General features: G+C 64.1%; 23 protein-coding genes and 1 pseudogene. 14 read left to right on the top strand and 10 right to left on the bottom strand.

Features of this window, described 5'->3' with window-relative positions:
• Positions 1-80: 80 nt before the first annotated feature.
• Positions 81-644: a sigma-70 family RNA polymerase sigma factor gene (locus tag HMPREF2935_RS03455; RefSeq protein ID WP_070732000.1), complete on the top strand. Its 564-nt coding sequence runs from the start codon at positions 81-83 to the stop codon at positions 642-644.
• A gap of 62 nt (positions 645-706) precedes the next feature.
• A complete protein-coding gene (locus tag HMPREF2935_RS03450) occupies positions 707-1510 on the top strand; it encodes a hypothetical protein (protein ID WP_210385628.1) in 804 nt (267 codons plus the stop codon).
• 52 nt (positions 1511-1562) lie between these two features.
• Here the strand turns inward: HMPREF2935_RS03450 and HMPREF2935_RS03445 are convergent, their stop codons facing one another.
• Entirely contained in the window at positions 1563-1934 is a 372-nt protein-coding gene (locus HMPREF2935_RS03445) for a DUF5319 domain-containing protein (protein ID WP_070432349.1), read from the bottom strand.
• Between the two features lie 162 nt (positions 1935-2096).
• Between HMPREF2935_RS03445 and guaB the strand changes: the two genes are divergently transcribed.
• Together guaB and HMPREF2935_RS03435 are read left to right on the top strand one after the other, a co-directional pair.
• Positions 2097-3617: an IMP dehydrogenase gene (gene guaB / locus HMPREF2935_RS03440; protein ID WP_062042188.1), complete on the top strand. Its 1521-nt coding sequence runs from the start codon at positions 2097-2099 to the stop codon at positions 3615-3617.
• 24 nt (positions 3618-3641) lie between these two features.
• Entirely contained in the window at positions 3642-4778 is a 1137-nt protein-coding gene (locus tag HMPREF2935_RS03435; protein WP_070432348.1) for a GuaB3 family IMP dehydrogenase-related protein, read from the top strand.
• On the opposite strand, the gene HMPREF2935_RS13820 is transcribed toward HMPREF2935_RS03435, so the two are convergent.
• Positions 4775-5140: a hypothetical protein gene (locus HMPREF2935_RS13820; RefSeq protein ID WP_062042182.1), complete on the bottom strand. Its 366-nt coding sequence runs from the start codon at positions 5138-5140 to the stop codon at positions 4775-4777. The two genes, HMPREF2935_RS03435 and HMPREF2935_RS13820, sit on opposite strands and share 4 nt — an antisense overlap.
• Positions 5141-5149: 9 nt before the next feature.
• Here HMPREF2935_RS13820 and HMPREF2935_RS13685 point away from each other — a divergent pair, with 9 nt between their 5' ends.
• Positions 5150-5281, top strand: coding sequence for a hypothetical protein (locus HMPREF2935_RS13685; RefSeq protein WP_256380771.1), 132 nt, complete (start codon positions 5150-5152; stop codon positions 5279-5281).
• Between the two features lie 122 nt (positions 5282-5403).
• A complete protein-coding gene (gene guaA / locus HMPREF2935_RS03425; RefSeq protein WP_062042179.1) occupies positions 5404-6978 on the top strand; it encodes a glutamine-hydrolyzing GMP synthase in 1575 nt (524 codons plus the stop codon).
• A 52-nt stretch (positions 6979-7030) separates the two neighbouring features.
• Here the strand turns inward: guaA and HMPREF2935_RS03420 are convergent, their stop codons facing one another.
• The gene (locus tag HMPREF2935_RS03420) at positions 7031-8368 is read right to left on the bottom strand and encodes a DUF2252 domain-containing protein (protein ID WP_070432347.1); all 1338 of its coding nucleotides are present in this window, start codon (positions 8366-8368) and stop codon (positions 7031-7033) included.
• On the opposite strand from HMPREF2935_RS03420, the gene HMPREF2935_RS13165 reads away from it, so the two are divergent.
• Complete coding sequence (locus HMPREF2935_RS13165; RefSeq protein ID WP_070731998.1) at positions 8359-8706, top strand: aldo/keto reductase; 348 nt, start codon at positions 8359-8361, stop codon at positions 8704-8706. The two genes, HMPREF2935_RS03420 and HMPREF2935_RS13165, sit on opposite strands and share 10 nt — an antisense overlap.
• 51 nt (positions 8707-8757) lie before the next feature.
• Here the strand turns inward: HMPREF2935_RS13165 and HMPREF2935_RS03410 are convergent, their stop codons facing one another.
• From HMPREF2935_RS03410 to HMPREF2935_RS03390, 5 genes are all read right to left on the bottom strand, one after another.
• Complete coding sequence (locus tag HMPREF2935_RS03410; protein WP_061920635.1) at positions 8758-9717, bottom strand: HNH endonuclease signature motif containing protein; 960 nt, start codon at positions 9715-9717, stop codon at positions 8758-8760.
• Positions 9718-9803: 86 nt separating this feature from the next.
• Positions 9804-10007, bottom strand: coding sequence for a hypothetical protein (locus HMPREF2935_RS13330; protein ID WP_061920637.1), 204 nt, complete (start codon positions 10005-10007; stop codon positions 9804-9806).
• A gap of 63 nt (positions 10008-10070) precedes the next feature.
• Positions 10071-11342 (bottom strand): ABC transporter permease, encoded by a 1272-nt coding sequence (locus HMPREF2935_RS03400; protein ID WP_061920638.1) that lies wholly within the window; start codon positions 11340-11342, stop codon positions 10071-10073.
• A complete protein-coding gene (locus tag HMPREF2935_RS03395; RefSeq protein ID WP_061920640.1) occupies positions 11339-12010 on the bottom strand; it encodes an ABC transporter ATP-binding protein in 672 nt (223 codons plus the stop codon). Before HMPREF2935_RS03395 ends, HMPREF2935_RS03400 begins: the two co-directional genes overlap by 4 nt.
• The gene (locus HMPREF2935_RS03390) at positions 12007-13230 is read right to left on the bottom strand and encodes an efflux RND transporter periplasmic adaptor subunit (RefSeq protein ID WP_246817773.1); all 1224 of its coding nucleotides are present in this window, start codon (positions 13228-13230) and stop codon (positions 12007-12009) included. The genes HMPREF2935_RS03395 and HMPREF2935_RS03390 overlap by 4 nt, the downstream gene beginning before the upstream one ends.
• On the opposite strand from HMPREF2935_RS03390, the gene HMPREF2935_RS13475 reads away from it, so the two are divergent.
• Entirely contained in the window at positions 13222-13641 is a 420-nt protein-coding gene (locus HMPREF2935_RS13475) for a hypothetical protein (protein ID WP_246817772.1), read from the top strand. The genes HMPREF2935_RS03390 and HMPREF2935_RS13475 overlap by 9 nt on opposite strands.
• Here the strand turns inward: HMPREF2935_RS13475 and HMPREF2935_RS03385 are convergent.
• On the bottom strand, positions 13632-14648 hold the full coding sequence (locus tag HMPREF2935_RS03385) for a PspC domain-containing protein (RefSeq protein ID WP_070731994.1): 1017 nt from the start codon (positions 14646-14648) through the stop codon (positions 13632-13634). The two genes, HMPREF2935_RS13475 and HMPREF2935_RS03385, sit on opposite strands and share 10 nt — an antisense overlap.
• Positions 14649-14760: 112 nt before the next feature.
• Between HMPREF2935_RS03385 and HMPREF2935_RS03380 the strand changes: the two genes are divergently transcribed.
• The 4 genes from HMPREF2935_RS03380 to HMPREF2935_RS03370 are packed head-to-tail and all read left to right on the top strand — an operon-like array spanning position 14761 to position 17655.
• Positions 14761-15909 carry an ATP-binding protein gene (locus tag HMPREF2935_RS03380; RefSeq protein WP_070731992.1) on the top strand — a complete coding sequence of 383 codons (1149 nt, stop codon included), beginning with the start codon at positions 14761-14763 and terminating at the stop codon, positions 15907-15909.
• 2 nt (positions 15910-15911) lie between these two features.
• Positions 15912-16565, top strand: a complete 654-nt coding sequence (locus HMPREF2935_RS03375; RefSeq protein WP_062042154.1) for a response regulator transcription factor — start codon at positions 15912-15914, stop codon at positions 16563-16565.
• A 36-nt stretch (positions 16566-16601) separates the two neighbouring features.
• Positions 16602-16934, top strand: coding sequence for a hypothetical protein (locus HMPREF2935_RS12950; RefSeq protein WP_141756007.1), 333 nt, complete (start codon positions 16602-16604; stop codon positions 16932-16934).
• The gene (locus HMPREF2935_RS03370; RefSeq protein WP_070731988.1) at positions 16870-17655 is read left to right on the top strand and encodes a hypothetical protein; all 786 of its coding nucleotides are present in this window, start codon (positions 16870-16872) and stop codon (positions 17653-17655) included. The genes HMPREF2935_RS12950 and HMPREF2935_RS03370 overlap by 65 nt, the downstream gene beginning before the upstream one ends.
• On the opposite strand, the gene HMPREF2935_RS03365 is transcribed toward HMPREF2935_RS03370, so the two are convergent.
• Positions 17652-18065, bottom strand: a complete 414-nt coding sequence (locus HMPREF2935_RS03365; RefSeq protein ID WP_062042144.1) for a hypothetical protein — start codon at positions 18063-18065, stop codon at positions 17652-17654. The two genes, HMPREF2935_RS03370 and HMPREF2935_RS03365, sit on opposite strands and share 4 nt — an antisense overlap.
• A 59-nt stretch (positions 18066-18124) precedes the next feature.
• On the opposite strand from HMPREF2935_RS03365, the gene HMPREF2935_RS03360 reads away from it, so the two are divergent.
• Both HMPREF2935_RS03360 and HMPREF2935_RS03355 read left to right on the top strand, forming a co-directional pair.
• Positions 18125-18808, top strand: a complete 684-nt coding sequence (locus tag HMPREF2935_RS03360) for a hypothetical protein (protein ID WP_070731986.1) — start codon at positions 18125-18127, stop codon at positions 18806-18808.
• Positions 18805-19983: pseudogene (locus HMPREF2935_RS03355) on the top strand (DNA polymerase Y family protein); the annotation flags it as partial. The gene HMPREF2935_RS03360 and the pseudogene HMPREF2935_RS03355, both read left to right, overlap by 4 nt.

Raw genomic sequence — 19983 nt, 5'->3', positions numbered from 1 at the left:
AAAGGATATAAATCCACCCGAACGGGCTAGGGTGTAAGGGCTAAGGCGAAAACTAAAGCAGCAAACCCCAAGGAAAAACAGTGAGCGATACCGATAAAGAGCTAGCGGACCTCGTGCCGCTAGCTGCTGACGGCAACCGTCGCGCACTCCAGAAGATCATGCGGATTATCCACCCGCAGGTGCTGCGCTACTGCCGCGCACGCATCGGCGGCGGGCGCCAACCCACGCCAGAAGACGTCACGCAGGAAATCTGCCTCGCTGTTGCCACATCCATCGACTCCTACGAAGACAAAGGCCGCCCGTTCATGGCCTACGTCTATGGCATTGCCTTCAACAAGGTCGCCGATGCGCACCGCGCCATGGGCCGAGACCACTCCAACCCCGCCGAGGAAGTCCCGGAAAGCGCGGCCAAAGACGCAAATCCGGAGGAATCTGCGCTGGTCACGGATGGTAGTAACAGAGTGCGGGAGTTGCTCGATACATTAAGTGACAAAGCTCGAGACATAGTCATCTTGCGCGTGTTCGTGGGCCTTACAGCCGAGGAGACTGCGGAAATCGTGGAATCTACACCGGGTGCGGTACGCGTGGCGCAGCATCGAGCATTGGCACAACTGCGCAAGGCTATCGGCGCCTCTGGTCAATAGCGCAAGCGCGTATCTTCTCAAATCTCATATGTCCATATCTCATTCAAGGAAGGGAGGCCATCATGGCGAAGAAGGATGAGCCACAGCTCAATATCTCTGAGCAGTTGCAGCCTTTGGTCGACGATGACGCATTCCTGACTAGCCTTTCTCAGGGCCAGGACCCTTCTGCTGGGGAAGACGAGTTGGCGGGCTTGCTTCTCGAGCTGCGTGACGACGTCGAAAAGCAAATGCCGCCAGCTCCGGTTATCGAAGGCGCCGACGAGGAAGCTGAGGTTATCTCTCTGGCCGCGGCCTCCAAGAGGCGTCGTTCGCGGCCTTTCGTCAACGGCCTAATTGGTGCAGCGGCGGCGACCTTGGTCATTGCCGGTACTGGTACTGCCGTCTACAACGCAGGCCCTGGTTCTCCGCTCTACGACGTGCACAAGTCCATGTTTGGCAGCTCGGATGCTTCCTCCGTGGAGCTTGCAGGCACGCTCGAGGAAATGGACCGTCGTTCCGCAAATGGCGACATGGCCGGCACTCGCGAATTGCTTAATGAAGCGCGCCGTATCATCGACGAATCACGCAACTCGCAGCCGGAGCCTACCTCCGCGGAAAAGCCCTCGGCCACGCCGGCTACCAAGCCATTCCCCGCAGCGCGTTCTACGGTAACTGCGACGGAGACCCTGGAAAAGGAAGTCCCAGCATCTAGCCCTGAGCCAGCGCCGGTAACCGTAACGGAATACCAGACCATCACCTCTACGGTTGTGGCTCCGGATACGCCCTCGCAGGAAACTGGCGAGCAGACCGAACCAACTTCAGTCGCCACGGACACCGCTGAGGGCCAAGGCCCTGATGGTTACCTCGGCGAAAACCAGCAGCAGTAAACCAGCAGTATTAAAAAATTCCCTGCCTCACAGCGAGGTAGGGAATTTCTTTTTAACGGGCGTCTAGGCCGTCCATGTAGCCGAGCGCATAATCCCACGGAACATAGCGCGTGGGGTCCGGCTGCGCGCCTGGCTCATGTACCGGGGCGAGTTCGCCGTCCAAAGTGGCGCGCATGTTTGCAGCCATGATGTCCCACTCGTAGAAGTGGTTTTCTTCGCAATCCTCGCACAGAAAGAAGATGCCGTCGATTCCGCGCGGGCCCAGCACGCGTGCGAATTCCTGCACCAAGGCGAGGTCGTGGATGATAGCCAAGCGTTCTTCCTCGGACAAAGGTATGACCTGCTCGTCTTCCTCCAGGAAGGAAGCGGGATCATTGGGATCGTCTGCGAATGGGTCGCGTGGCATATTGGCGAAGAAGTTCACCTTTGCGAGCCTATAAACTTCTACCCCCTTTAGGCAATTCCTCATAGGGGCTTGCATACCTTTCTTACGGGGCGGCCCGGCTACCATTCGGGGTGCTTTAAGCACTACAGTTGTGGTTACCGCGAAACCATCTTGGCCTTATTTAAGGAGTGTCCTTAACCCATGAGCGATAATCACATTCTCACCGGCGGCGATGACCCAAACAAGGTAGCCCTGTACGGCTTGACTTTTGATGACGTTCTGCTGCTGCCGGCAGAATCCAACATCGTTCCGTCCGAGGTGGATACCTCGGCGCAGTTCACCCGCAACATTCGTCTCGGCGTTCCGCTGGCTTCTGCCGCCATGGATACCGTTACCGAGGCGCGCATGGCAATCGCCATGGCACGCCAGGGCGGTATCGGCGTCCTGCACCGCAACCTGTCCACTGAGGATCAGGCAACCCAGGTGGAAATCGTCAAGCGCTCTGAGTCAGGCATGGTGACGGACCCTGTTACCGCTAGCCCGGATATGACCATCCAGGAAGTCGACGAGCTGTGCGCACGCTTCCGCATTTCTGGCCTGCCGGTCGTCGATGACAAAGGCACCTTGCTGGGCATTTGCACCAACCGCGATATGCGTTTCGAGCCGGACTTCGGCCGCAAAGTCTCCGAGATCATGACCCCTATGCCGCTGGTTGTGGCCAAGGAGGGCGTGGCCAAGGAGGAGGCGCTGGCGCTGCTTTCTTCCAACAAGGTTGAGAAGCTTCCTATCGTCGATGATGACAACAAGCTGGTTGGTCTGATCACGGTCAAGGACTTCGTAAAGACCGAGCAGTTCCCGAACTCCTCCAAGGATTCCTCCGGACGACTGCTGGTGGCAGCGGGTATCGGCACGGGTGAGGAATCCTATGCTCGTGCAGGCGCGCTTGTCGACGCCGGCGTTGACGTCCTCGTCGTCGACTCCGCTCACGCGCACAACAACCGCGTGCTGGAGATGGTTTCCCGTGTACAGAAGGACTTCGGCTCCAAGGTCGACGTCGTAGGCGGCAACCTCGCTACCCGCGAGGCGGCGAAGGCCATGATTGAGGCCGGCGCGGACGCTATCAAGGTCGGCATCGGCCCAGGCTCCATCTGCACCACCCGCGTCGTCGCGGGTGTTGGTGCTCCGCAGATTACGGCCATCATGGAAGCTGCGGCGGTGGCTGGTCCAGCTGGCGTGCCGGTCATTGGCGATGGCGGCATGCAGTACTCCGGCGACGTCGCCAAGGCATTGGCTGCCGGTGCAGATACCGTCATGCTGGGCTCCATGTTTGCAGGCACCACCGAGGCGCCTGGCGATATCGTCGTGGTCCAGGGCAAGCAATACAAGCGCTACCGCGGCATGGGCTCCATGGGCGCTATGCAGGGCCGCGGCCTTACCGGCGAGAAGCGCTCCTACTCCAAGGACCGCTACTTCCAGGCCGACGTTAAGAGCGAGGACAAGCTGGTTCCGGAGGGCGTCGAGGGTCGCGTTCCTTTCCGCGGTGACATCGATGCCATTGTGCACCAGCTCATCGGCGGCCTGCGCGCTTCCATGGGCTACACCGGTTCGGCCACCATCGAGGAGCTGAAGACCAAGCGCTTCGTCCAGATCACCGCGGCGGGCCTGAAGGAATCTCACCCGCACCACCTGCAGCAGATCATCGAAGCTCCGAACTACCGCTAAACGAATCTTTCGAGGAAAGAGAACATGCGCGATTACGTTGAAATCGGTATCGGCCGTGAGGCACGCCGTACTTACGATCTTGATCAGATCTCCTTGGTCCCTACCCGCCGTACCCGTTCTTCTAAAGACGTCGACACCACTTGGAACATCGACGCCTATACCTTCGATACCCCGCTGGTTTCCCACCCAACCGACGCGTTGGCTACGCCCGAGTTCGTCATCGAGATGGGCAAGCAGGGCGGCTTGGGCGTCATCAACGCGGAGGGCCTGTGGGGCCGTCACGCGGACCTAGAGGCAGCCTTGGCGAAGGTCACCGAGAATCCTTTTGACCTTTCCACGCTGCAGGAGCTGCATGCAGCGCCGCTGAATGAGGAGCTGTTGTCAGAGCGCATCGCACAGGTGCGTGACTCCGGCGTGACCGTGGCGGTGCGTGTTTCGCCGCAGCGCGCGCGGGAATTGGCACCGGTGGTCATCAAGGCGGGTGCTGAGATCCTGTTCATCCAGGGCACGTTGATTTCCGCGGAGCACGTCCAGCAGGGCGGGGAGCCGCTGAACTTGAAGGAGTTCATCGGTTCCATCGATACGCCAGTTATCGCTGGCGGCGTGGCTGATTACACCACCGCATTGCACCTGATGCGTGCTGGCGCTGCCGGCATCATCGTGGGCTCTGGTGTTAATACCAACGCCGAGACCGTGGGCATCGATGTGCCGATGGCAACCACCATTGCCGACGTCGCTGCCGCTCGCCGCGACTACCTCGACGAGACCGGCGGCCGCTACGTGCACGTGCTTGCCGACGGCGACATCTACACCTCCGCTGACATCGCCAAGGCGATTGCCTGCGGCGCTGATTCTGTGGTCTTGGGCCCGGTTTTGGCCCGCGCTGCAGAGGCAGGCGGAAAGGGCTACTACTGGCCGTCGACGGCTGGCCACCCGCGTTTCCCACGCGGCGTCATCGAGGCTGCGGACATGGACCTCATCGCGGCAGGATACGCGCCGTTGTCGGAGCCGGAGCAGGTTTCGCTCGAGGTCATCTTGCACGGCCCGTCTAATGAGCCACACGGCCAGCTGAATCTGGTCGGTGGGCTCAAGCGTGCGATGGCTAAGTGCGGCTACACGGATCTGAAGTCTTTCCAGAAGGTTGGCCTGGCAGTACGCTAACCGACCTTTGCCCGACTGCGGCGGTGTGCCTTCCTTGGCACCCGTCGCAGTTTCGGTTTTGTGCCGCGCGCAAGCACCATCGTCTGTAGTACCGAGGCCATGATAATCAGCGCGATGGCCGCGTAGAAGAAGCCGTTCATCATGCCCAGCGAGAGTCCGAGCGCGGCTGCGGCGAGCCACTGCTCGCGGTCCCAGGTGCCGCCGTCGTCGAAAAGCTGCACTGCGAGCGCCGCACCGAGCTGCAACGCCTCGGAACCGTAACCGCAGTGGCGGAAGCTTTGCGGTACACGTACTCCGCTATCTCGCAGCAACTCGCGCACTGCGAACGTGACGTCGGGCGGCGTATCCGGCTTACCGAGCAAGGTGAGATTTTGGCAGAATATGCAGGTCGAATGCTTGCGCTTTCCGACGAAGCGGAGTCCCGCGTCCTCGCGTCGACCTCACTCGTGCGCGGAACTCTCCGGGTGACGAGTTTCCAGACGGCAACGTCCGCGCCGCTTTAGCCACGGCAACGCAGCACACGCTCGCCCGCGCGTCAGAGCCCGAAGGGTAGCGGCCACCGCTTCTCACAACGAACTGGGGTACCCCGTATTTAAAGGCGGTTCAATGGGCTAGACTGTAGCGCGTGACTAACCCAACCACTACTCCGCGTCCAGTCCTCGTTGTGGACTTTGGCGCTCAGTACGCGCAGCTCATCGCACGTCGCGTCCGTGAGGCCAACATCTACTCTGAGGTTGTTCCCAACTCTGCCACCGTGGAAGAAATCAAGGCCAAGAATCCGGTCGCTCTGATTCTCTCCGGCGGCCCGTCTTCTGTCTATGCGGATGGCGCTCCTTCTCTGAAGCCCGAGCTGCTTGAGCTGGGCATCCCGGTCTTCGGCATCTGCTACGGCTTCCAGGCTATGACCCAAGCGCTCGGCGGCAAGGTCGCCTCGACTGGCTCTCGTGAATACGGCCGCACCGACGTCAACGTTTCCGGCGGCGTCCTGCACCAGGGCCTCGAGGCCACACACAAGGTGTGGATGTCCCACGGCGACTCTGTCTCCGAGGCTCCGGAAGGCTTCGAGGTTACTGCCTCCTCAGCGGGTGCGCCGGTGGCGGCTTTTGAGTGCCTTGAAAAGCGCATGGCAGGCGTGCAGTACCACCCAGAGGTACTGCACTCGCCGCACGGCCAGGAAGTGCTTACCCGCTTCCTCACCGAGGTCGCAGGCCTCGAGCAGAACTGGACCGCAGACAACATTGCGGAGCAGCTCATCGCTGATATCCAGAAGCAGGTTGGTCCGGAAGGCCGCGCCATCTGCGGCCTGTCCGGCGGAGTGGACTCCGCTGTGGCTGCCGCGTTGGTGCAGCGCGCTATCGGTGACCGTCTGACCTGTGTCTTCGTCGACCATGGCCTGCTGCGCGCGGGTGAGCGTGAGCAGGTGGAGAAGGACTTCGTGGCGTCGACAGGCGCAAAGCTCGTCACCGCAGACGAACGCGAGGCGTTCCTTGCCAAGCTCGCCGGCGTTACCGAGCCGGAGGCCAAGCGTAAGGCAATCGGTGCGGAGTTTATCCGTTCCTTCGAGCGTGCTGTTGCAGGCGTGCTTAACGACGCCCCCGCAGGTTCCTCCGTTGACTTCCTCGTCCAGGGCACGCTGTACCCGGACGTCGTGGAGTCCGGCGGCGGTGACGGTACGGCGAACATCAAGTCCCACCACAACGTGGGCGGCCTGCCTGACGACGTCGAGTTTGAGCTCGTCGAGCCGCTGCGTCTGCTGTTCAAGGACGAGGTGCGTGCCGTGGGCCGCGAGCTGGGCTTGCCCGAGGAAATCGTGGCGCGCCAGCCGTTCCCGGGCCCGGGCCTGGGCATCCGCATCATCGGCGAGGTTACTGAAGAGCGTTTGGAGACCTTGCGCGAGGCAGACCTCATCGCACGTACCGAGTTGACCAATGCTGGCCTAGACGGCGAGATCTGGCAGTGCCCGGTGGTACTGCTTGCCGACGTCCGCTCCGTCGGCGTTCAAGGCGACGGCCGCACCTACGGCCACCCAATCGTGCTGCGTCCGGTGTCTTCTGAGGATGCCATGACCGCAGACTGGACCCGCCTGCCTTATGACGTGTTGGAGAAGATCTCCACCCGTATCACCAACGAGGTCAAGGACGTCAACCGCGTGGTCTTGGATTGCACCTCCAAGCCGCCAGGAACCATCGAGTGGGAATAATCCCGCCCGCCCCGCAGCGCCTCGCCGATCTCGGCGGGGCGCTGTGCGCGTTTTAGAGGAATTCGGCGCGAAACGCCTGCCAGTCGGCCTCGTTCTGGTCGGCATAGGCCCGCGCAAACCGGGCGGCGGAGCGCTCGAAGGCGGTACCTTTACCCAGATAACCCGCGATGGCTAGTCGGTCACCGGTCCGGGCGTGGGCGCGGGCGAGCGTGACGGCGGAGAGCACGGCGACCGCGTTGAGTTCCTCGGCGCTGAGGTCATCGAGATCGATGGAACCCTTGCCATTCCAAAGTTGGCGCACGTAAAAGTGGTGGTCGCCCACCTGCGTCCAGCCGAGCAGGATATCCGCCGTCGCCTGGATGGCGTGCTGGCCCTCGATGACGCGCTGACCATGATGAGCGTACTCGCTTGCCGGGAGATAGGGCGCGAGTGCTGACGGCCGCGCCTCCTTGATTTGCAGCACAAGCGGGTCGTGCTCGCCGTTGCCCTCGAACACCACCATCCACGCACGCAAGCCCACGCTGCCCACGCCCACGACCTTCATCGCTGCATCCTGGTAGCGGTACTGACGCAGCAAGCTGGCTCGCTCTGGTGCGAGCGTGGCGAGATAGGAGCTCAGCGCTTCGCGCACGACGGCATCGGCAAGCTCGCGCTCGGGGCCTTCCACGAGATCACGCAGCGGCACGAGCACCGGCGGATCCGAGATAATGCGGCGTTGCCCGTCGACGACCTCTGTGAGCTTGCCCACCGCACGCTGGCTGTCCTTGGCACGGGCCTTCGCGATGAGCTTGCGCACGCTCTTGACGGACTTCTTGCCCAGTCGTCCACCGAATTCATCGAGTGTCGCCTCCATCTCGAAGCGTGTGTACCACACGTCGAGGTTGCCCATGTCCGCGAAACGAGACATTGCCCGGTGGTAGGCGGCAACGGTGGACTCGACAAGCTCCTCCGGATCAAAGCCTCGCTCGCGCGCGCAAATTTCCACGCTGGTCACCAGTCGCGCAACGTCCCACTCCCAGGGACCGGGCAACGTCTCATCGAAATCGTTGAGGTCGAAGACCGTGCGCCGATCCGGCGCAGAGAAGAGCCCGAAGTTCGAGATATGCGCGTCTCCGCAGGCCTGGACCGTGATGCCCGAGGTAGCCAACGACGCGAGGTCCGCCGCCATAATCGCCGCTCCGCCGCGGTAGAACGCGAACGCCGACTCCCCCATCCGCGCGTAGCGCAGCGGCAGCAGCTCCGCGACGCGCGCCGGAGCCTGCGCGTGGATGATACCCAAAGGGTCGCGGTCCTCGGCAGGCTGCCACGAGCCGAGGGTACGGCGCGGGGTGTGCTTGCGGGCTGCTTTGCCGGCAGCGCGGCGTTCGGCAGGAGTATGTTGTGGCTTCACGTCGAATCAGCCTAGTCGCGAACGATCGCCTCGTAGAGTTCGCGCGCGGGCGCCGCGGCGTGCGGGCCGGGGGCATCGGCAAGCGGGACGGACACGCGGTTTGGGCGGAGCCTGGACACATGGGTGCTAAACGCCAGCAGCGGGGAGCGGGCGAGGAGCTCGGCGCGCAGTTCATCGCAAAGTGCGCGGTGCCCATCCCCGGCAGCCGCCAGCCCGAGCATTTGCGTGAGAATCTCGCCGCCGCCGACATCGTGCTCACCGCTAACGAGGTCGCTGACATCGATGCGGCCCTCGACGCCACCGCCATGTCCGACGTTTTCGGCGGCACGAAAAACTAAAACGGCATGTCGAATGACCCGCCTTTCGGGGCGGGTTGTCGTTTGTGGGGGTTAGTTCACGGTGCAGAGGTAGCGCTTGCCGTAGGGCGTGACGTACCAGTAATTGCCCTCGGCATCGTGGGTATACGAATCCCCGTCGGCCTTGCGTCCGTTATGGAACCGGCACAGCGGCACAAGGTTCGCGACGTTCGTGTCGCCGCCCTTGTTCCGCGGGATGAAATGGTCACGCTCGCACAACAGAGCCGGGGTCACACATCCCGGGTGAATACACTGCGGATGCAGCGCGAACGCCATGAGTGTTTGCTTCTCGTTGAAGATCGGCGTCGACTTAAAGCAATCCACCGGCTCACCCCAATCAGTCACCAACGTAACGTAGCCGACCTCCGCCAACTTCTCCTGCACAAGCAAACGAGCCGGGCGCACCGTGCCATCCGTGGCACGAATGAGCTTGCCCTCGGCGAGGTACTCCTCATGCTCGTCGAGACGAATAACTACGTGCGCAGCACGGGCTGGGGCCTGAATTTGTTCTCCGTCGGCGACGAACTGTTTGAACCCGTCGAGCAGGTCGTCGCCGGGCAGCGCGCTGAGCATGTCCATCAGCCACGGGTCTTGGGTGTTAATCACCAAACGGTGCCAGCCGTCTTTGCCATAGGTATGGCGGGCGGACTCCACGCGGGTTTTCGGCTTGGCAAGACTCGCGCCGACCTCATCGAGCTTGGTCTCCGCGGTTCCACACAAGGTGATGCGGGCGGCGTTAGGGTCGTCGCAGCGCGCGGCGAGCACCTCGATGCGGGCGAGCACGCGCAGGGAATGACCGGCAGTGCGGGCGGCCTTGCGGGCCTCGGCGATGCCTTTGGGCTTAGTGCGCCAATAGACGGCGGCCAAGGGGTGGATGAACGTGGCGTCGGCGAGCGTCAGGCCGCGGTCGCGGAGTTCAGCCACGGTGAGGCCGGCGGCTTCCTTGAGAGAATCGACGCCGAGAGCAAGGGCATCGAAGATGGAGACGGTCATGCCACGGAGGTTAAGGAGGCGTCGGAAAGCCTGCAACCGATTGTCCAATGTATTTGTCGAACAGGGGTATTCGAACAGGGGTAGACCTAGAGTTGGGCGATGGAGGCGCAGAGCGCGTCGACGTCCTCGTCGCGCGTGGACCAGGACGTGCAGAAACGCACCGCGCGTAGGCCGTCGTGTTCCTCGAAGAACTGGCAGACGTACTTGCTCGAGAGCCCGGCCTCCTGGGCCGGGGTGTTGACCTGCGTGCCGCCCACCATGAAGTACACGGCTGCGGCGGGCGCGAGCACGGAGAGGACGGCGGGATGGGCGGTTTCGTTGTAGTCGTTGCCGAAATGAATTATGCAGCCAGGCTACTCGTAGCGCAGCGCCTCAATCGGGTCGAGTTTTGCCGCTTTGCCGGCGGGGTAGTAGCCGAAGAAGAGCCCGATGGCGAGCGCGAAGAGCAGCGAGACCACAATCGCGCCGAGCGGCGGGAACACGAAGTAGCCCATGAGCGACGAGCCGATCATGCCCGCCACAGAGCCGAGCACCACGCCGATGAGCCCGCCGATGAGACACACGATGATGGCCTCCGTCACGAACTGCAGGCGGATGTCACCCCGCCGCGCGCCGAGCGCCTTGCGCACGCCAATCTCGCGCGTGCGCTCCGTGACGGTAATCAGCATGATGTTCATAACGCCGATGCCGCCGACGAGCAGCGAGATCCCGCCGATTGCCGCAATTGCCGCGGACAACGCCGTGAGCAGCTGGTTGAGGCTCGCGAGGTCCTTGCTGAAGTCGGTGACCTCGACGCGGTATTCCTCGTTGTCGGCGTACATCGAGTCGAAGGCCGCTTGGAGCCGCGCGCCGAGCGCGGCCTTGTCCGTGCCGGGCGCCGCGCGCAGGGACACGGAGGAAAAGGCCTCGCCGGCTAAAGGGGCATCGGAAAGCTGGGCAGCGAGAGTATAGGGCACGAGCGCGTATTCGGCCTCGCCGCCACCGATGAGCGCGCCGGTGTCGGGGGTGTCGTAGACGCCGATGACGGTGAGCTCCAGATCCGTGCCGTCGAGCGGGGCAAAATTCAGTGTCTGGCCCACCGGGTCGGCGTCGCCGAAGAGCTCGGTGGCGGTCGTGGCGGAGAGCATGGTCACGGCACGGTCGGCCGCGATGTCGTCGTCCGTGAGCGCGCGGCCGGTGCGGACGGTGAACTGCGAGGCCGTCACGTAGTCCGGGTTGGTTGGTTTCACCATCACCGCTGAGCTTTCCGATGCCCCCTCCAACTCCAGGTCGCCCGGATACGTGTCGGATTCGCCGATGATGACGCTCTCGACGTCGGGCGCGAGTGCCGTGCGAACCTGCTCGAGCTGTTCGGGGGTGAGGAGGGAATCGGGGTCGTCGACGGAGGATTCGACGTGGTAGTCGGTCTCACCTTCGTCGGTGCGTTCCTTGACCTGGACCTGGAAGTTATTGGCGCCGACCTTGTCGAGGTCAGAGGTGAACTGGCCCTTGAGCGCGGAGCCGAGGGTGAGGATCGCGATGACGGCGGCAATGCCGATGATGACGCCCAGCAGCGTGAGTAGCGAGCGCATCTTATTGGTGCGCAGCGAGGTGAGCGCCATGCGCAAAGATTCGGTGAGATTCATTTCAGCACCCCGTCCGTCATGGTTACGGTGCGCGAGCACTCGGCGGCAAGCTCCGGGTTGTGGGTAATAAACACGATGGAGGTGCCGCGCTCGCGGTTGAGCTCGTGGAAGAGGTCCATGACGAGGCGGCCGGTCTGGGAGTCAAGGGCACCGGTGGGCTCGTCGGCGAGGATGACCTCCGGGTTGTTGGCGAGCGCGCGGGCGATGGCGACGCGTTGCTTCTGGCCGCCGGAGAGCTCGTTGGGCAGGTGGCTGGCGCGCTCGGACATGCCTACGAGGTCGAGGAGCTCGGCGGCGCGGCGGGCGCGTTCGCGGCGGGGCACGCCGGCGTAGACCATGGGCATCTCCACGTTGGCGAGTGCGGTGATGCGGCCGATGAGGTTGAAGTTCTGGAAGACGAAGCCAAGCTTGTCGGCGCGCAGGCGGGCGAGCGCGTCATCGTCGTAGGTGGAGACGTCCTCACCGCCGAGGAAGTACTCGCCTGCGGTGGGGCGGTCGAGCAGCCCAATGATGTTCATGAGCGTGGATTTGCCGGAGCCGGACTGGCCAATGACGGCGACGAACTCGCCGGGCTCCATCTGAAAGTCGCAGCCGGGCAGGACGGTGATTTCGGCATCGGTGCCTTCGTTAAAGCGCTTGACGATGCCTCGCATGTCGATGAGGCTCATTTCTCTCCGCTCGCTGCGTCGGGCAGGGATGCCTGTTGGCCTACGTCGCCTTCGTGGGCCGCGCCCTGGGTGAGTACGCGGTCGCCGCGGTGGAGGCCAGAGGTGACGGCGGCTTCGAAATCGGTGCGGGTGCCCAATTTCACGTCGCGGCGCTCGATGGTGCCGGAGTCGGAAACGACGAGCACGGCTTTGTCGCCATCGATGAGCGCGCTGAGCGGAACCGTCAGCGCGTCTTTGTCCTCGTGCGTGACGACCTTGACCTTTGCCGTGGAACCTAGACGCAGGCCCTCGCGGTTGCCGTCCACGCGGACTTCGATGGGGAACTCGGCTTTCCCCGAACCCGTGCCGGTGCCGCTCGCCGCAGGTGCGGAGGCCCCGGAGCCGGCGGCCTCGGCGGGCACGGCGGGGGCGGCGGGGGCGGCGGAGACAGGCGAGATGAAGGACACGGTGCCCGTGTATTCCTTATGCGGCTGGCTGGGGGAGGTGAACGTGACGCGGTCGCCGACCTCGATATCCGCGATGTCGGCTTCCTTGACCGTTGCCTTGACGAGGAGGGACGAGTCATCCGCGATCGCGAGCAGTGGCCCCTCGGCGGGGCGGCCTTGCTGCGCGGTGACGGACGTGATCACTCCATTAAGCGGAGAAAATAGCTGAGAACCAGAGATGTCGAACTCGAGTTTCGCATTGGCTTCCTCGGCGGCGACGCGTGCGCCCGCGGCGGACTTGAGGGCGTGGTTGACGGCCTGGGACTGCGCGTCGATTTGCTGTTGGGCGCTGAGCTCGGCGGCGCGCTGGGCGAGCTGGGCATCGGAAAGCTGGGCGTAGGCAGCGTTGGCGGCGCGCTGTTTGGCACCGACCTCGCGGTCCACGGCCTCGAGCGCGCGGGCGTAGGACTCCTCGGCGCGGTCAACCTGGTTCTGGGCGTCGCTGACCGCGTCATCCGCCTCGGTCGAGGCGAGCAGCGACGTGGCCATGGTGGCGCTGTCTGCGGTGGCCTCGCCAGCAGCACCGAGCGAGGCGAGCGCGGCCTGGAGCGATGCGTTATTCGCGGTGCGCAGCCCAGCGCGGGCCGTGTCTACCGCGGCGGCGGCTTCGGCGACGGAAGGATCTGCGGCGGCGCGGGACTCGGCGACGGCCTGCTGCGCGTCGTCGAAGCTGTGCTGCGCGGTGTCCACGGAGGCGCGGGCGGCATTGACCTCGCCGTTGAGGCCTTGATCCAACGCGTCCTGGAGCTGGTTGAGCTGGAGCTGCGCGTCCTCGACCTGATTGAACGCGCCGACTTCTTCCGCGGCCTGAGCGGCACGCTGACTTTGGAGCTCGCGTTCGGTAGCAGAGGTGTCGAAGGAGGCGAGGCGCTGGTTGGCCGTGACGCGCTGGCCGACCTTCGCGTCGAGCGTGACGATGGGCCCGGTCTGCGTCGTGGCGAGCGAGACCTCGCGGGCGGGTGCGATCGAGCCCGTGGCGGGCACGGACTGCGTGATGTCCTTCGCCGCGACGGTCGTGACATCGGCGGCGGTGAGCACCACGCCGTCGGGGCCGAAGGTGAGGTAGTAGGCGCCGCCACCGCCCACGGTGAGGACGGCGAGGGCGGCGGTCGTGATAGCGATAGTCTTCTTTTTCATTATTCGTGAATAGTAGTAGTGCCAATTCCGTTATCAATAATTAATGTCAGCTTAGCGCCTGGATCTGTGCGTGGAACGCAGTTGCTCTCACCAATGCCGGCGTCGCATTCGATCGCGATGGGCAGGTTGTCCGGCAGGTAGACTTCCGTGGCACCAATTCCGTTGTCGACGGTCACGGTGCGCGGGGAGTCGAGCTCCAGCTCACGCAGGTCGAGCGTGAGCTTGCCGATGCCATTGTCGTAGAGGTCCTGCAGCTCCGCGCCATCGTGCGGGGTAAACCGTACGTCGCTGGAGGTCTCGTCCTCGCTGGTCATGGTCATGGTGAGCACGAAGCCGAGGCCGGCGATGACGGCGGCGGAAATCGCGATGGCCGCAATGACGCCTTCGCGGTGCTTCTTCTTTGGCTCAGGCTGCTTGTAGGGCGCCGGGTCGGGCAGATCCCAGGCCTCGGGCACCGTGCCCAGGGGATCCCAGGACGGTGGGGTCGTGCGCCCCGGCGGAAACGGGTAGCCCTCGACGGGGGTGAAGGCGGACATATCGGGGCCCGGGGTGGTGTCGGGGACCGGCGACGCGAGGACGCCGGCGGGCGGGATGGGTTGGCGTTGGTGCAGTCCGTACCAGGCTACGGCGGCGAGGATGAAGATGACGACGGTGGAGAGGGTTTGCTTCTCGCCGAACAGTGGGCCGAAGCCGGCCGTGGCGGCGAAGAGAATGATGAGCCCGATGGCGAGGCTGGATTCGGACTTTGGGCCGTCGGCCTTGCCAAAGAGGTCCTGGACGGGTGCGGTGGCCTTGCCGTAGAGCGGCATGCACATCCACGCCAGGGCGTAGAGCGCGATGCCGCCGCCGAGGACGAGCGCGGTAACAACGAAAGCCACGCGGACGAGGACCGGGTCGATTTGGTAACGCACGCCGATGCCTTCGCAGACACCGGCAATCATGGCATTGCCGCCCTGGTTTCTCGGGATGCGGGGCGGGCGCGTGTCCCACATCTGGTTGAGAGTCGCGGTGTTCATATCTATATCGTGACGCACCGCGAGGTACGCCACCATCGGGGAACGCCCTGATTTTTGAACTTCAGGGTTTACCCCGATCCGCGCGGGGCGCAGCCGTGCGAAGATTAAGCGCATGAGTTCTCCCTACGCGTCGCGCGCGACTCAGCCCGCGTTCCCGACTTTGGCACGTCCCCAGGATGGCCGCGTCGTGGCGGGCGGGGGCGCGGGGGTCGCGGCGCACCTGGGCGTTGACGTGTTGTTCGTGCGCCTGGCCTTGACCGCGTTGTGCGCCTTGGGCGGCCTCGGCGCGTTCCTCTACGCCGGGGTATGGGTTGCGACCAAGCCTGCCGATGCCCCCGCGCCCGCCTCCCGCTTCGACTTCCGGGCTAACTGGTTGCTTGTCTTCATTGCCGTGGCGGCGGTCGTCAGCGCGCTGGCCAGCGGAGCCAACATGCTGCTGCCGCTGGTCATCGTAGGCGCGGGCGCGCTCGTGACGTGGCAAGCCTATGACCGCGGGCTCGAGAACGTATCGAGCAAGCTGAGTATTGCTGCGGGTAGTGTGCTCGTCTTGTCCGGCGTGGTCATTACCATCGCGCGGTGGGACGGCGGCGCGGACTTTATTCCGGCGTTGGCGGCGGTCGCGCTGACCGTTGTCGGCCTCGGCGCTCTCGTGGTGCCGCTCGTGCTCAAACTGTGGCGCCAGGTGGCGGATGAGGGCGCGGAGAAGGCGGCATCGGAAGCCCAGGCGATCATGGCGGCGCGCCTGCATGACTCGGTGCTGCAGACCCTGGCGCTCATTCAAAAACGCGCGGAGGATCCGGCGGAGGTCGCGCGGCTCGCGCGATCGCAGGAACGCGAGCTGCGCGCCTGGCTATTTGACGCCCCCTCGGCGGCGCCGGGGACGGTCTTTGGCGCGCTGGCCGCGGCGTGTGGCGAGGTCGAAGACCTGTTCCAGGTGCGGATTGCGCCGGTGACGGTGGGCGAAGATATCGAGCTTACCGAGCCCACGAAGCTAGCGGTGCAGGCGGCGCGGGAAGCGATGGTCAACGCCAGTAAGCACGCGGGCGTCGATACGGTGGACGTGTATGCAGAAAACTTAGCCGGCGAGCTGTCCATTTTTGTGCGCGACCGTGGCGCGGGCTTTGACCCGAACGCGGTGACCGGGGACCGGCACGGAATCCGGGACTCTATCCGCGGGCGCATGGAACGCGCCGGGGGCACCGCGCGGGTGAACTCGCGTCCGGGAGAAGGCACCGAGGTGGAGCTCACGGTAGCTTTATAGCCATGGTTTCCGTTTTCCTCGTCGATGATCATTCTGTCTTCCGCGCCGGCGTGCGTGCGGAGTTGGCCGACGCAGGGGATATCGAGGTCGTGGGCGACGTGGGCACGGTCGCCGAGGCGGTCGCGGGGATTGAGTCGGCGCACCCGGACGTGGTGCTGCTTGACGTGCATATGCCGGACGGCGGCGGGTTGGCCGTGCTGCGTGGCGCCCCGGGCCCGGTGTACCTGGCGCTGAGTGTCTCGGACGCGGCGGAAGACGTCATCGCGCTCATCCGTGCCGGCGCTCGGGGCTACGTGACGAAGAATATTTCAGGCCCGGAGCTGGCCGCGGCCGTGCGCCGCGTGCATGAGGGCGACGCGTATTTCTCGCCGCGGTTGGCGGGTTTCGTGCTCGATGCGTTCGCATCGGGTGCGCCTGCCGAGTCGAAGCCCGGTGCGCCGGACGAATCCGTGGACCCGGCGGTCGACGCGCTAACACGGCGCGAGCTCGAGGTGCTGCAGCTGCTCGCGCGCGGTTACACGTATCGCGAAATCGGCGAGCGTCTCTTTATCTCGGTGAAGACGGTGGAGACGCACGCGTCGAATATCTTGCGCAAGACGCAGCAGTCGAATCGTCATCAGTTGACTCGCTGGGCGGCTAGCCATGATCTGGATTAAGTTTTTTGCATGCGTCTATCTCTCCCTATTGCTTGCGTGACCCTATCCCTTAGCCTTGTTGCGTGCTCTGCTGCGGGTTCAAAAGATGAGCCGCTCTTTGATCCAAACGCTGCGTCTGACTCCAAGGAACCGGAGTTCAACATGGTTGATTTGTGGAGCGGCGAGGCCGATAAGGACACCGTGGAAGGTGCTGAAGGATGCGCGGATCCTTTCTTTGACCTAGGCGATACCTATGCTGGCTATTACCTGATGCAGCGCAAGGTGGGGCTGGATAGCCCACGCGGGCATTCCCTCGGAATGGGAGATGATCTGGGGCTGGTCCGAGCCTTCCCAGGACCAAGGCGAGGCGGTGCTCTTCTTCGCGGGTGAGGATTTGGCTAAAGACTCCGTTATTAAGATTGCCTCGCGCGTCGAGGACGTCGACATCGAGGGCACCGAGGCCACGGTGACCTACGCGGAGGGCCAGAAGGTCTCTTACTCCCTAGATGGTGACAAACTGGTCGTGGGCGATGGCCTGGAGAAGCTGCAATCTGATTATGACGGCTACGACGATGCCTACCTGGATTTCGAGCGCGCATTGCCAGGCAGCGATGGCGGGCGCCCGGTGGGGCTGGGCAACGTGAATGTGAAGCCGTGGGATGAAAACCGCGATGAGTTGGTGCGAGAGCAAAGGCCTTTCCGCATTCCTGCCCGCGAGTCAGATTATGTATGCCGCTGGGAGAACTTTTCTCTGGTTTGCGCGGCAGAGGAGGGAACGCCTTTTCCTTTTGAGGCGGACTTTGATTTGACCTCGCCGTCGGATAAAGCCGAGCGGGCGGCCAGCATCCAGCTGACCATGCCTTTCGGTGTTTTCCCGAAGGATGTCGACGATAGTTTCTTCCACGCGGACGAAGCGCTCCAGGATGAGCAGGTTACGGCCGTTGGCACGATGCTTTTTGATACCCGCGGCGATGGCATCACGCTTTTCGACGGCCACGTCGGCATGCGCTTTACCCCCGACGGGCCAAAGAAGGTGCCGGTTGAGCATAGCCTGACCAGGAAATACTGGCCGGACCCGACGGAGCTCGATAGCTTTAACGAAGCTGGCTAGGCATAAGCTAGCTTGCGGGTGCCGTCGACGTGGGGGAAGACGAAAAAGGCGGCGCCGGAAATCAGCAGCCAGGTCACGGCCACGCCCCAGGCGGGAAGTGCGAAAAGAGGGGCGAGCATGACGATGAGCCATAGCAGCATCAGGGGGATGAGCTGGCTGATATTCGGCAGCATCGTCACGTTCTTTTTGTCCGCGTAGGCCCGCAGTTGCGCGCGGTAGGGATGTAGAAAAACGAGGGTGAAGGCCGCAATGAGAAAAAGCAGGCCAACCCCGATGGCGATGCCGAAGTGGACATCGCTGACCAACACAGCCACGGCGGCGCCGATGAGGAGGGAAGCGCCCAATCGCACCCAGTGTGGGGTGGGGATTGGGGTCTCGAGGTGGCGGATATCGCTGGCATGGGCAGTCATGCAGGTTAACGCTACCACTGCAATTGCAAGAGCATGGGGGCAAGGGCCATAATGGAGGTATGAATCAAACAAGTGTTCGTATAGCGGAGGTGGCCTCGGGGCAGAGTCGCGCGGACCAGATTGCCGCTTTGCGGGCGCAGATGCACAAGCTGGAAGCGCCTCGAACCGCCCCGGCAGTGCAGCCAGATGAGGAAGTGGTGGAGGTGCCTTCTTCCCTGGCCAGGCTGCTTCCTGGCGGGGGTCTCGCGCGGCGCAGTGCGGTGTATTGCGGGGAGTGTCCTGCGCTTATCGTCGAGCTTGTTTGTCATATTAGCGCACAGGGCGGACACGTCGGCGTCGTTGGCTGGCCGGAACTGTCTCTCGCACAAGTGGCCGAGTCCGGGGATTTGCGCCGCGTGATTGTCGTCCCGGATCCCGGCGCTGAGCCGTGGGCGGTGACGGGAGTGTTGGCGGAAGGCCTCGATGTCGTTATTCACCGCGGGGTTGGGGAAGTCACGCCGTCGAAAGCGCGGCCCGTTCTGGCGAAGATCCGCGGCGGGCAGGCGGCCGTGGTGACGGTGGGCGTGCGCCTGCCGGGAACCACCACGGAAATCGAAGCGGAAGTCACCAGCTTCCGCGGGCTGGGGCGCGGAAGTGGGCGCATTAACGGCGTGGATATTGCAGTAAACGTGGAGTCCAAGGGCGTGCGAGCGCGGCGCGGCACGGTGACGTGCGGACAGCGGCGTCGGCTGGAGGCGGTATGAGGGTCGCGGCGCTGTGGTTTCCAGATTGGCCGGTCCAGGCGCTGCGGATGCAGGAGGCGGTGCGGGTAGGTGCAGCGCGGGGAGGCACAACGCGGGAGCGGGCTACAGCTATCGTGGCGCAGCACAAGGTCGTTGTATGCGATGGCCTCGCGCGCCGAGCCGGCGTGCGCCGCGGGATGCGCTTGCGCCAGGCGCAGGCGGTGCTGCCAGAGCTGCGCGTCGAGGAGCTTAACGCGGATCGTGATGGCGCTGCCTTCGCCGAGATTGCCACCGGCTTGGATGCGGGGGCTTCCTCCATCGAGGTGCTGCGTCCGGGCCTGGTCATCGTGGATGCTGCTGCGGCGGGGCGTTTCCACGGCGGTGAGGACACGGCGGTGCACATGCTTGTCGACGCCGCCTCCCGCGCCGGCCTCGACGCCACCGTCGGGGTAGCAGACGAAATCGCCACGGCGCTCATCGCTGCCCGCCACAATGGCCTGGGCGCGGTGGTGCCGGAGGGCGCTTCGCGGGAGTTTTTGGCGGGCCAGCCCTTAAGCGTGCTGGCCGCAGAGGTGTCTTTGGGCTGTGCGAAAGAAGTAGTAGAACAGCTGCGGCAGCTGGGGATTAGCAACCTTGGTGAGCTGGCGGCGTTGCCGGCTAGGCAAGTAATGACGCGCTTTGGGCAGGCAGGCAGGCGTTGTCATGACATAGCTAATGCCGTCCCGGATAGGCGGGTGGCGCCGGAGCTTGCGCGGCCGGATTTGGCGGTGGAGGTCAGCTATGAAGAACCCTTAGAGCGAGTGGACGCCGCGGCCTTTGCGGCGCGCCAGTTGGTGGCGCAGCTGCACAGCGTGCTCGCGGAGGCAGGGCAGATGTGCGTGCGTTTGCGGGTCGTCGCGGAGTTTCTAGGCGGCGCGGTGCTGGAGCGCGTGTGGCGTACGCAGGAGGCCCTGGATGAAAGCGCAACGGCCGATCGCGTCCGCTGGCAACTGGATGGCTGGCTGAGCTCGGCGCGGGCGGGCGCGGAAGGCGGCGTCGTCAGGCTGGCGTTGGAACCGGTAGAAACCGCGGCGCCGGAGGGCGAGGGCCTGTGGGGGGCAGACGAAGAGCAATGACAAAGCCAAGCGGGTCATCGCGCGCGTGCAATCGCAGCTGGGCGTGGATCGAGTACTGCAGCCGCGGGAGGCCGGCGGGCG

The sequence above is a fragment of the Corynebacterium sp. HMSC076D02 genome, assembly GCF_001813815.1.
In the GTDB taxonomy this organism is placed as follows: Bacteria; Actinomycetota; Actinomycetes; order Mycobacteriales; family Mycobacteriaceae; genus Corynebacterium; species Corynebacterium simulans.
The sequence above is the reverse complement of the archived record's forward strand: the minus strand, read 5'-3'. Positions and strand labels throughout refer to the sequence as shown.